Here is a 12,021-nt window from a genome sequence, read left to right as displayed (position 1 = left end):
GAAATGCTCATTGGAAGGAATGACAGAATCTATGAATCCTCTGGCCCGACAGTTAAATGAGATCTTGGAACGTGAAAATCCTCACGTGTATGCAATGCTTTCCTCACTCGGCAAATCAATCTACTTCCCTAAAGTAGGGATCCTCAGTCAATCTGCTGAAGCGAAGGCGAAAGCGAAGAAATACAATGCCACCATTGGTATAGCTATCGAGAACGGACAGCCGATGCACCTGAAGGTGATCCAAGATACTCTTTCCACCTACGCGCCAAAAGATATATACGAGTACGCACCACCTGCCGGCAAGCCGGAGCTTCGGACGGCATGGCGCAAGAAGATGTTGGAAGAGAATACCAACATCAACGAGAAGCGAATCGGTAATCCGATCGTGACCAACGCGCTTACGCACGGCCTTTCCATTGCCGCCGACCTGTTCGCCGATGCGGGAGATGCCGTCATTATTCCGGATAAAAATTGGGAAAATTATGAGCTTACTTTTGAAATCCGCCGTGGCGCTCAGATCGTGAACTATCCGCTCTATAACGAGCAGATGCAATTTAACGCTGCCGGACTTCGCGAAGCGCTGCTCGCCCAGCAATCCAAGGGCAAAGCGATCGTCGTCCTCAACTTCCCTAACAACCCGACAGGCTACACGCCTGGGGCGCAAGAAGGCCGCGAGATCGCTGCTGCGATCAAGGATGCCGCTGAAGCAGGCATCAATGTCGTTGTCCTTACCGATGACGCTTACTTCGGACTCTTCTTTGAAAATTCCTTACACGAATCGTTGTTCGGGCAGGTCGCAGATCTTCACCCGCGTGTACTCGCTGTCAAAATCGACGGCGCGACCAAAGAAGAATACGTCTGGGGCTTCCGCGTCGGATTCATCACCTTTGCAGGCAGCAGCGATGCGATGCTGAGCGCTCTGGAGCAAAAAACGATGGGCATCATCCGCGCGACCATTTCCAGCGGGCCGCACCCCTCCCAAACGTTTGTTCTGCATGCGCTGAATTCGCCGGAGTTTAATCAGCAAAAGCAAGAGAAGTTTGAAATTATGAAAGGTCGCGCCAATAAGACCAAAGCTGTTCTCGACAGCGGCAAATTCGACGATGTTTGGGGCTACTACCCGTTTAACTCCGGTTACTTCATGTGTCTGAAGTTGAAAACCGTTGACGCCGAGACGCTGCGCGTCCATTTGCTGGATCAATACGGCGTAGGTACCATCGCCCTTGGAGAAACTGACCTGCGCGTTGCCTTCTCCTGCATCGATGAAAGCAATATTGAAGAACTGTTCAACACCATCTATCAAGGTGTCAAAGATATCGAAACTGTAGCTGCGAAATAAGCAGTACGAACATACAAAGCACGATCAACGCCTAAGTTGATCGTGCTTTTTTCCGCCTACTTCGAGGCAGGAAATTTATGGTTTCATCAGCTTGCGGATGATGGCCAAACCGCGCTTCGAAGAGGGATAGCGAAATGGAATATCAAATTTCGTCGTTTGTTTCAGGATGCTTTTCATATGTGAAAAGGTTTGAAAGCTAGTCTCGCCGTGGTAACGGCCGATGCCGCTCTCCCCTACGCCTCCGACGGGCAAGTAAGGCGAACCAAAATGCATGAGCGTATCATTCACGCAGCCGCCGCCGAACGGAATCCGCTCCATAACAAGCTCTTGCACCCGCTTGCTTTCAGCAAACAGATAAAGCGCCAACGGCTTAGGCCGCGCATTAACCATCCCGATCACCTCTTCCAGGCTGTCGTAGGTCAATATCGGGAGCAACGGCCCGAAAATCTCCTCCTGCATCAGCGGCATCTCCCATGTGATCCGGTCGAGCACCGTGGGCTCGATTTGCCATGTTCGATCGCTAGTGCGCCCGCCAATCACCGGCTGGCCGTCTTGGAGAAACCTGCACAGCCGCTCGTAGTGCGCCGTGACACGATTTTGCCATAGTCGGGATTGCACAGCGGCTCCGCGCCGTACAAAGCAGCCACGGCCCCCTTCAAGCGCGAAATCAATTCGTCTTTGACTCGGTGGTGAACGAGCAAGTAATCCGGCGCTACGCACGTCTGCCCCGCGTTGGAAAACTTCCCGAAGGCAATCCGCTGCGCAGCGAGCGCCAATTGCGCGTCCTCATGCACAATGCAGGGGCTCTTGCCGCCCAGCTCCAGCGTGACCGGGATGAGGCGCTTCGCCGCCGCTTCCATCACCATTTTTCCGACAGCCACACTGCCTGTGAAAAAAATATGGTCAAAAGGCTGCTTCAGCAGCTCTTGGCTGACATCCGCACCGCCCTCAACGACCGCGACATATTCCGGCTCGAACGCTTCCCTTAGCAGCTCGCTCATCACTGCTGACACAGCAGGAGCCAGCTCGGAAGGCTTCAGCACCACGGTGTTTCCTGCGGCAATCGCGCCAACCAACGGCGCAAATGCCAGCATGAACGGATAGTTCCATGGCGCGATGATCAGCACGGCCCCCAGTGGTTCTGGCCTGATATAGCTGCGGCTGCCGATATGGGTCATTGGCGTTTTCACTTTTTTGGGCCTCATCCAGCGTTTCAGGTTTTGTAGGGTATGGGCGATCTCGGTATAGACGATGCCGATTTCAAACACATACGCATCCTTCTCGCTCTTGTTCAAGTCGTCACGCAGCGCCTGTATAAGCTCCGCTTCGCTTGCAACAATAGCCTGGCGCAGCTGCTTCAATTGGGCCATACGGAATTCCAAACTGCGTGTCGCCCCGGAGTGGAAGTAACTTTGTTGCCGGGCTACAAGTTGAACTGCAGACGTCATATGGCGTAAGCGGTCTCCTTTCATGGTTCGATTCATTTATCTAGGCTGCGCGATAATGGCATTATGCGCCTTCATATAGCCATGCCGGACAATATTGAAGCCATTTTCGTACACATAAAGCCCCATTTGCTCGACATTCATAAGCTCGCGGTACGTATGGTTCATCACATCGGCCATAATGAGGTAAAACAGGCGGCTTTTCCATTGATTGCGCGGGGTTGTCATGATGACATAGCCGCCGTCTTTCAAAAATTTTCTATGCCAATCCATCACTTCCGCCTTGTGATTATCTGGAAAGTGCTCCAGCAGACCGACCGAAATCACAATATCAAATTCTTTGCCAAAAGGCAGATTGCGAATATCATCGATCACATAGGCAACTTGAAAATCATTCTTATAATACACCTTCTGGCCGCCTGTCGCCGGATTCATGCCCAGAAACGGATAAGACTCAGGAAAATCGCCATATCGGACGGTTTTACAATACTCATCATAATCGACCAGCACAATCTCGGCTCCCGGGTACATCGCAGCCAGCTGCATCCCTTCATACCCCTCAGCTGCACCCAAGAACAAAATTCTCGGCTTGTGCACATCCAGACCTTCGAACATCGCCGGCTTCCCGCGCGGATCCCATACGCCGTCCTGAATGCGATGGACGTAATTCCACAGATGAATGCGGGTCACATCGCCGAGCACTTCGCTGATTTCAGCCGGATTGAAAGCGCTTATACTTTTGAAAAAAGCTTGGCGCTGCTTCTTGATTTCCTGCGGCACATCTTTATCGAACCATTCGTGGAACGCTTTGTTAAAATAAATCCACGACGTTTTCGCTTCCATCGTCGCTTCATGCTCCTGCTCCCACAACCGTCTGCTTTTCGAAACCGTCTTTACCTCATACGGCTTGCCGACGTGTTTCCACTTCAGGAGCGACCAATCCCTCACCGTTTTCACAGTGACAAATTTATCATAATCCTTGTTGGAATAATTGCGTAAATCTATGCGAAATGAAGGCTTAAGCTCTGTCGAGCCCAAGTGCTGCTCCGAATAAGGATGATCGGTCCTATAGTCTGACCGGGATGGCAAAACCGTGCTCATCCCTACTCCCCCCTTTAACAGGATTCAAACAAAGATTACTCTGATTATACCATGTGCCGGCGCGGCCACAGCGCCTTTTTCCTCTGTCTGACGCATAAAGTTGGAACGGATTGGAAATTGTAACAGTGTCGTTTTGTACATGAATGAACACCATCATCTAGGAGGGATACCATTGGATAAACCAAGAGCGGTTGCCATCGCCGCCTCTCCCGTCATGGCTAACGTGACGTGTGAAGGCACACCTGTCTATATTCAAAGCGTGGATGAAGACAACGATACGGCAAGAATTTTTGCCCTTGATCAGCCGGATCAGGAACAAGTCGTCGCGCTGAGCAGCTTAGTCGAGCATTAAGGTGCGCGTGAGGGCTGGCGCGGCCGAGGGCGTCGATCCTGCAATTCTGGCAGGATAATAAGCAGAGCAGCCCCGTTTCGCGGCGCCATCCTGCAATTATGGCATGATAATTCGTGTTTTACGGCCAGATGGCCTTGTATGCGCGTATTATCATGCCTTTTTTGCAGGATAGATTCGCTCCCGCGACCGACGTAGCACTTAACGTCCGCGAAAATCAGGGAAACGTTTTTCCAGAAATGCTCTAACGCCCTCCTCATGATCCGCAGATCTTCCCATCAACCGCTGCCCCTCTTCTTCCCAACGGAGCACCGTCTCCAAATCGCTTTCCAGACTCTTATACATGATCTCCTTCATCTTGCCGAGCGCTAGCGCCGGCATCCTGGCGAGCTGCTGCGCGAAGGCGCGCACCTCTTCATGAAAGACAGCTTCCGGAAGCGTTCGATTCACCAAACCGATTCGCTCCGCTTCCGTTCCGTTCAGGACGGAGCCGAGCATCGACAGCTCCAATGCCTTCGCCAAGCCCACAATTCGCGGCAGGTAAAAATGCGCGCCCGCATCCGGGATCAGCCCGATTTTGATAAAAGCAACCGTCATCCTCGCTTCCGCCGTCGCCAGGCGAAAATCGCACGCCAGTGCCAGACTCAGCCCCGCGCCGGCAGCCACACCATGAATGGCAGCGATGACAGGTTTGCGCATGTCGGCCATGTAGCGCAGCAGCTTGTTGTACGTGTCCTGCAAGTAGTCCCCATAATCGATCCGATCTGCAAAATCGATGTCCGACAGATCGGCTCCGGATGAGAACCCTCGCCCCTCACCCGTCAAGATCACACAACGCACCGCCTCATCTTCATTGGCAGCAGTGAACGCTGCGAATAAATCGCGATGCATCTGTAAATGAATGGCATTCAGCGTCTTCGGTACATTCATGGCAATCGTAGCGATTTGGTTCTCCACCGTATAGTTAACCGTTGCAAACATGTTAACCGCCTCCTGACGTTTTATCTCACCGTTCTTGCTGCTAAAAGAGCCTCCGCCTGCTTATATTCCTGACATAGCTCCGCAATCATATCCGCTGCAGGCAGTACGCTCTGAATGGCGTTCACGCCTTGGCCCGCCGACCAGATGTCCTTCCACGCCTTGGCTTCTTGGTTGTTCAAATGCGAGAAATTGACTTCGTGCTTAGCCGCCAACTGCTCAGGATCATACCCAGCGTTGAGGAGACTTTGCATGAGAAAGTTCGCATGAACTCCGCTGACGGCATTCGTATACAAAATATCGTCCGACGTCGCTTGAATCAGCATCTGCTGATACGCTTCACTTGCCATTCCTTCGGCACAGGCAATGAAGCGCGTCCCCATGTAAGCGAAATCGGCGCCTAGCGCTGCAGCCGCGAATACGTCCTGCCCCGTCGTCAGGCAGCCCGCCAAAATAATCCCTCCTTGCCAATAATGGCGCACCGCGCCCATGAAGGCAAAGGGATTGATCGTCCCGGCGTGGCCGCCGGCGCCTTGGCAGACGAGGATCAGCCCATCCACGCCGGTTTGCGCCGCTTTCTTGGCGTGCGTCAGCGTGGCGACATCCGAGAACACAAGCCCGCCGTAGGCGTGCACAATGTCCACGACCGGCCCCGGCGCCCCGAGCGATGTAATGACGATTGGCGGCTGATACTTCTGAATCAGCTTCACATCGGCGTCATAGCGGGTATTCGTTCGATGAACGATCAGATTCACGGCCCATGGCGCAATCTTCCGCTCAGGCTCAGCCCTTCTTGCGGCGGCAAGCTCTTCTGTGATCTCCTTCATCCAGCTTTCCAAAACTACATCCGTGCGCGCGTTCAGCAAAGGAAACGAGCCGACAACGCCCGCTTTGCAGCAGGCAAGGACCATCTCCGGTCCTGAGATAAGAAACATTGGCGCCGCGATTACCGGAATCGTCAGTTGCTCCCTCACGCTAGCTAGGCTGATTTTAGACACTTGTATCCACCCTTTCTTATTCGCTTGCCGGACAAATGTTAACGCTTACAATAGCGCGTCTATTCGTGAATGAATACTCATTCATATTATGATTATGATTTTATCACCTCCTTGCAGAAGTGACAATAAGCAAAAAGACTCCCCTCATGCTCAGATCGAGGCGGGGGAGTCTTCGGTACGTCCTTATACTTATACATATTAACCTAAAAATTTGCGCAACCGTCCCGGATAATCCGTAATGATCCCCGACACGCCAATATCGGTCATGCGCTGGAAATCTTCCTCACGATTGACCGTGTACGGATAAACCGCCATTCCGGCTGCAGCAGCCCCATCCACATCCTCTTTATCAATATAGTGATAATGCGGGTGCAGCGAGAAGACGTCGACACCGGTTTGCTGGGCGTATGCGGCGTGATCTACCAAATTCGACGCATACAGCAGGCCGACTTTGGCTGCAGGCTCGGCTTGCTTCATGCGGCGCATGCATTTGTGATCGAAGGAGGAGATCACGACATCCTCCAGTCTGCCTCTATCACGCAGAAAAGCGAGCAGCGCCTGCTCCATGCGCCCTTCATACGCATGCTTCACTTCTACGTTGATGAAGAAGCCCTTCGGCAGCAGGTCGAACACTTCGCTCAGCAGCGGTACCCGCTGTCCACGGAATGAATCCGCGAACCAGGAACCTGCATCCAGCTCGCGGATATCCGCCAAGTTTTGCGCCACGATCAGCCCGGATCCGTTCGTTGTACGATCGAGGGTGTAGTCGTGGCAGACGACGATCTCTCCGTCTTTTGTCAGATGCACATCCAATTCTATGCCGTCAGCTCCCTGCTCTGCAGCAAGCGCAAACGAAGCAAGCGTATTCTCTGGCGCTTCGCCAGCGGCTCCACGGTGCCCGATAACCATTGGTTTTTGTTTGATCATGTTCTGCTCTCCTTCTATTCAATCATGTCTATCGTTTCAAATTATAGAGGAAATGCTCGTCATTTGCCCAGTAAAGAACGATTGCCCTGATTAAAATAATTGTAAACACACAATAAATCTCAATAAATAATTCATACACATTTAACATTGGGAGAATACAGCATCTATATGCTAATAACGTCATCAGATCATCAGATGCAAAAATATAGGTGGAGGATTTACCATGAATACGCTGGACAGAGAAATACCATTAACACCTGCTGCCCACTCAAATGCTGCTTTACATCAACGAAAAACGAGCACGCTATCTGCACGAAGATGGAAAGAAACACTGCTCGGTTACATCTTCTTAGCTCCTTCACTCCTGCTGTTCGTCGTCTTCCTGTTCTACCCGCTGGTGCAATCCGTTTATCTCAGTGTGCATGAAACGGATCCCCGCGGTCGAGTCGCCGGCTATGTAGGGCTTGACAACTTTATCGATATTTTCACTTCGGAAAAGTTCTACAAAAGCTTGGAAGTGACAGGACTGTTCACCCTGCTGACCGTTCCGACAGGAATCGCTCTCTCCCTGCTGTTGGCGGCACTGACCCACAATCATCTGCGTGGCATGCGCATCTTTCAATTCATTTTCTCACTGCCCGTTGTCTTGTCGGTCGGTACTTCGGCCGTCATTTGGATGATGCTGTACCATCCGAGTGTGGGCATGCTGAACTACTTGCTCAGCCTCGCGGGTGTGCAGCCGGTAGCCTGGTTGACGGATCCAAAGTTGGCGCTGCTTTCCGTTTCCTTAATGACCATTTGGATGAATCTCGGCTTTACCTACATCGTGCTTTTGAGCGGCTTGCAAGGTATTCCCGACGACATTTATGACAGTGCGAAAATCGATGGTGCAGGTCCATTCCGCACATTCGTTCAAATCATTATGCCGCTGTTATCGCCGACGTTATTCTTCGTTCTTATCGTTTCGATCATCGGTGCTTTCCAGTCTTTTGGACAAATCCATATCTTGACCAAAGGTGGCCCGGTCGATTCAACCGATGTGCTCGTTTACTCGCTCTATCAGGACGCCTTCATCAACTTCCGTTTCGGAACAGGAAGTGCTCAAGCGCTTGTGCTCTTCGTTCTGATTTTGATTCTGACGATTGTCCAATTTAAAGCTTTCGAAAGGAATGTGCATTATCAATGACAACGCGTCTGCAAAACATCCTTGTCTATGCGGTGTTGACGATATTCGCCGCCCTGATCCTATATCCGATTTTGTACACATTCGCATCAACTTTCATGACGCCTGAGGAAGCATCGGCATATCCACCGCGTTTCTTGCCTGGCAGCTTCTACCTCGGCAGCATCATAACCGTCTTTAAACTTGTGCCGATTGCCACGTTTATGAAGAACAGCCTGGTCGTCTCAATCATCATCATGGCCGGACAACTGATAACTTCCAGCTTGGCCGCTTATGCGTTTGCCAACATCCGTTTCAAAGGTAAAGGTGTGCTCTTCGCCGTCTTCATGGCTACCATGATGATCCCATGGGAAGTTACGATTATTCCCAACTACTTGACGGTAAAAAAGTGGGGTTGGCTCGACAGCATGCAGGGCTTAACTGTGCCCTTCCTCGCAACCGCGTTCGGCACGTTTCTGCTGCGCCAGTTTTTTCTGCAGCTGCCGAAGGAGCTGTTTGAAGCGGCGCGCATCGACGGCTGCGGCCATATCCGCTATTTTACACGCATGGTTCTACCACTCTCGCGTCCTGCGCTCGCCACATTAGCTGTATATGCGTTCCTCCAATCCTGGAACATGTACCTGTGGCCGCTGCTGATCACGAACAGTGAAAACATGCGAACCGTACAGATTGGTATCGCCATGCTGCAATTTGAGGAATTAACCGTATGGAACCTCGTGCTCGCTGGTGTGACGATCATTCTTTTACCATCTTTGCTGATCCTAGTTCTCGGCCTTAAACAGCTGGTACGCGGTCTGACCGCCGGCAGTGTGAAAGGCTAAAGTCATCCGCGATGGCTGCATTGCTTTACAAGAGCCTATACATAGGGTCAGTGAAGCGGTTAACCATAAATTTTACAAGAAAAAAAGGGAGAGAAACCAGAAAATGAAAAACTTGAAAATGAGAAGCTCAGCAATTGCGCTAACAGCTCTCGCTATGCTGCTTACTTCAGCTTGCGGCAAAGCCGATACAACGACTACAAATAGCGCTGCATCGCCATCTGCAGCACCATCATCTTCGGCAGATGCAAAAGCTGCTGATGCCAAACCGGCAGCCCAGCCTGTCAAAGTCATCTGGTGGCACTCCATGAGCGGTGAGCTCGGCAAAGCGGTAGACAAGCTTGTTGCAGATTTCAACGCTGCCCATAAAGACGTTCAAGTAGAAGCCGTATTCCAAGGTACTTACGACGAAAGCTTGAACAAAATGAAGGCTTCCATGGACACGAAGAGCGGTCCTTCGCTTATTCAAGTTTATGAAATCGGCAGCCGTTTCATGATTGACTCCAAAGCCATTACACCGATGCAAAATTTCATCGATGCCGATAAATTCGATATTTCGCAGCTTGAAGAAAACATCTTGAACTATTACAGCTTCGACAAAAAGCTTTACTCCATGCCTTTCAACACGTCCAACCCGATCCTCTATTACAACAAGGACATGTTTAAAGCCGCTGGTCTGGACCCAGAAAAACCGCCAACTACTTATGAAGATGTAGCTGCAGCTGCTCAGAAGCTGAGCAAAGACGGCAAGTCCGGCGCATCCTTTGCAATCTACGGCTGGTTCATGGAGCAATTCTTTGCCAATCAAGGCATTGAGTATCTGAACAACGGCAACGGCCGTACAGGTGCTGCAACGGAAGCGCTTGTGAACAACGACGCTGGCGTCAAAACATTGACATGGTGGAAGCAAATGGTTGATAACAAATCCGCTTCCAACCTTGGCCGTAAAACCGATGATACGAAAAAAGCATTCCTTGCCGGCCAAGTTGGGATGACGCTGGATTCCACAGCTTCCCTTCGCGGTATCGTATCCGGCGCTGAAGGAAAGTTCCAAGTCGGAACAGCATTCCTGCCTAAACCAGCTGGCGCTGGAGACGGTGGTGTAGTTGTCGGCGGTGCAAGCTTGTACATCTTAAACAACAAATCCGAAGCCGAGCAAAAAGGCGCTTGGGAATTCATTAAATACTTGACTACACCACAAGTGCAAGCTTACTGGTCCGTCAACACAGGTTACTTCCCGATCACGAAAAAAGCTTACGACGAACAGCTGATGAAAGATAACATGACGAAGTATCCGCAATTCAAAACTGCTGTTGACCAACTGCATGCAACTAAAGCAAGCACAGCTACTCAAGGCGCTGTCATGGGCGTATTCCCAGAAGCACGCCAAATCGTAGAAGGTGCTATCGAAGAAGCATTGGCTGGCAAAAAATCGCCAAAAGACGCTCTCGACGGTGCAGCGAAGAGCATTACGGATAAAATCGGTGCTTACAACAAAACTGTAAAGTAAGCTGAGCATAAGTGAAAAGGTGGTGTAGGGATACGATCCCTGCACCGCCTTTTTTATCTCAGATGAATGAGAACCGAGAGTCATCAGGATCCCGCCGCCAGACTTGGCTTTCTCCAGCTCCGTATGCCACTTCATACTCCCCCTTAAAACAAGAAGCGGAAAAAGCTGTTGCGGTCATTGCCGCCGTTTCTCTTTCCGGACGCCTTTAGCTGCCCGTTCATACGCTGGGCTTCATTATGTACTCGCTTGCTCTCTAATCCGAATATCATCTAGTTCTTAAATGAAGATGTAAAAAACAAACCACTTCTTTATTTTCAGAAGTGGTTTGCTATCGTTTACGAAATAATATAAAAGATAAAAAACCCTTCATGTACAAGGGTTTTCTAGGGATGCGGTCGGCGGGATTTGAACCCGCACGCCTTGTGAGCGCCACCCCCTCAAGATGGTGTGTCTGCCGTTCCACCACGACCGCGTATCATATGAAATTGAGGAATCAAACTAAGAGGGCGATCGATGGGACTTGAACCCACGAATGCTGGAGCCACAGACCAGTGCGTTAACCCCTTCGCCACGACCGCCACAGTAGGGTGTTGCACCCTGAAAACTAGATACGAAACTTACGTAAAGTGTGTTGCTTCTTTGAGTAAGAAGCAAATCTGAGAGACTTTGAACTCCGTTCAAAGATCCCTCTATTAGGTTAAGCCCTCGACCGATTAGTATTCGTCAGCTCCATACATTGCTGCACTTCCACCTCGAACCTATCAACCTCGTCGTCTACAAGGGGTCTTACTAATTGGGAAATCTCATCTTGAGGGGGGCTTCACGCTTAGATGCTTTCAGCGCTTATCCCCTCCGTACATAGCTACCCAGCGATGCCTCTGGCGAGACAACTGGTACACCAGCGGTACGTCCATCCCGGTCCTCTCGTACTAAGGACAGCTCCTCTCAAATTTCCTACGCCCGCGACAGATAGGGACCGAACTGTCTCACGACGTTCTGAACCCAGCTCGCGTACCGCTTTAATGGGCGAACAGCCCAACCCTTGGGACCTACTTCAGCCCCAGGATGCGATGAGCCGACATCGAGGTGCCAAACCTCCCCGTCGATGTGGACTCTTGGGGGAGATAAGCCTGTTATCCCCAGGGTAGCTTTTATCCGTTGAGCGATGGCCCTTCCATTCGGTACCACCGGATCACTAAGCCCGACTTTCGTCCCTGCTCGACCTGTTTGTCTCGCAGTCAAGCTCCCTTATGCCTTTGCACTCTGCGAATGATTTCCAACCATTCTGAGGGAACCTTTAGACGCCTCCGTTACTTTTTAGGAGGCGACCGCCCCAGTCAAACTGCCCACCTGACACTGTCCCCGTACCCGAT

At 51.1% G+C, this 12,021-nt stretch carries 9 protein-coding genes, 2 tRNA genes, 1 rRNA gene and 1 pseudogene; 5 read left to right on the top strand and 8 right to left on the bottom strand.

What is annotated here, in order from left to right:
- Positions 1–31: 31 nt before the first annotated feature.
- Entirely contained in the window at positions 32–1,339 is a 1,308-nt protein-coding gene (locus O9139_RS31580; RefSeq protein ID WP_270885722.1) for an aminotransferase class I/II-fold pyridoxal phosphate-dependent enzyme, read from the top strand.
- A 75-nt stretch (positions 1,340–1,414) separates the two neighbouring features.
- Here O9139_RS31580 and O9139_RS31575 read toward each other — a convergent pair.
- A pseudogene (locus tag O9139_RS31575) lies at positions 1,415–2,787 on the bottom strand (aldehyde dehydrogenase).
- Between the two features lie 36 nt (positions 2,788–2,823).
- On the bottom strand, positions 2,824–3,885 hold the full coding sequence (locus tag O9139_RS31570) for a class I SAM-dependent methyltransferase (RefSeq protein ID WP_270885721.1): 1,062 nt from the start codon (positions 3,883–3,885) through the stop codon (positions 2,824–2,826).
- 172 nt (positions 3,886–4,057) lie between these two features.
- On the opposite strand from O9139_RS31570, the gene O9139_RS31565 reads away from it, so the two are divergent.
- The gene (locus tag O9139_RS31565) at positions 4,058–4,237 is read left to right on the top strand and encodes an H-type small acid-soluble spore protein (protein ID WP_270885720.1); all 180 of its coding nucleotides are present in this window, start codon (positions 4,058–4,060) and stop codon (positions 4,235–4,237) included.
- 198 nt (positions 4,238–4,435) lie between these two features.
- Here the strand turns inward: O9139_RS31565 and O9139_RS31560 are convergent, their stop codons facing one another.
- The 3 genes from O9139_RS31560 to O9139_RS31550 all read right to left on the bottom strand — a co-directional run bounded on the left by O9139_RS31560 (position 4,436) and on the right by O9139_RS31550 (position 7,137).
- Positions 4,436–5,215 (bottom strand): enoyl-CoA hydratase/isomerase family protein, encoded by a 780-nt coding sequence (locus O9139_RS31560; protein ID WP_270885719.1) that lies wholly within the window; start codon positions 5,213–5,215, stop codon positions 4,436–4,438.
- Between the two features lie 20 nt (positions 5,216–5,235).
- Positions 5,236–6,210, bottom strand: a complete 975-nt coding sequence (locus tag O9139_RS31555) for an NAD(P)H-dependent flavin oxidoreductase (protein ID WP_270885718.1) — start codon at positions 6,208–6,210, stop codon at positions 5,236–5,238.
- A gap of 198 nt (positions 6,211–6,408) precedes the next feature.
- Positions 6,409–7,137, bottom strand: coding sequence for a glycerophosphodiester phosphodiesterase (locus tag O9139_RS31550; RefSeq protein WP_270885717.1), 729 nt, complete (start codon positions 7,135–7,137; stop codon positions 6,409–6,411).
- Positions 7,138–7,360: 223 nt separating this feature from the next.
- Between O9139_RS31550 and O9139_RS31545 the strand changes: the two genes are divergently transcribed.
- The 3 genes from O9139_RS31545 (at position 7,361) to O9139_RS31535 (ending at position 10,648) form a co-directional block, all read left to right on the top strand.
- A complete protein-coding gene (locus O9139_RS31545) occupies positions 7,361–8,323 on the top strand; it encodes a carbohydrate ABC transporter permease (protein ID WP_270885716.1) in 963 nt (320 codons plus the stop codon).
- A complete protein-coding gene (locus O9139_RS31540; protein WP_270885715.1) occupies positions 8,320–9,141 on the top strand; it encodes a carbohydrate ABC transporter permease in 822 nt (273 codons plus the stop codon). The genes O9139_RS31545 and O9139_RS31540 overlap by 4 nt, the downstream gene beginning before the upstream one ends.
- 103 nt (positions 9,142–9,244) lie before the next feature.
- Entirely contained in the window at positions 9,245–10,648 is a 1,404-nt protein-coding gene (locus tag O9139_RS31535; RefSeq protein ID WP_270885714.1) for an ABC transporter substrate-binding protein, read from the top strand.
- A 390-nt stretch (positions 10,649–11,038) separates the two neighbouring features.
- Here the strand turns inward: O9139_RS31535 and O9139_RS31530 are convergent.
- From O9139_RS31530 to O9139_RS31520, 3 genes are all read right to left on the bottom strand, one after another.
- Positions 11,039–11,120: transfer RNA gene (locus O9139_RS31530), tRNA-Leu, on the bottom strand.
- A gap of 33 nt (positions 11,121–11,153) precedes the next feature.
- Positions 11,154–11,226 (bottom strand) — tRNA-His (locus tag O9139_RS31525).
- A 115-nt stretch (positions 11,227–11,341) separates the two neighbouring features.
- A 23S ribosomal RNA gene (locus O9139_RS31520) occupies positions 11,342–12,021 on the bottom strand; the annotation flags it as partial.

Source organism: Paenibacillus aestuarii (assembly GCF_027789125.1).
GTDB classification, from domain to species: Bacteria; Bacillota; Bacilli; order Paenibacillales; family NBRC-103111; genus Paenibacillus_E; species Paenibacillus_E aestuarii.
Note: the sequence above shows the minus strand (reverse complement) of the source record. Positions and strands in the feature narration are given on the sequence as shown.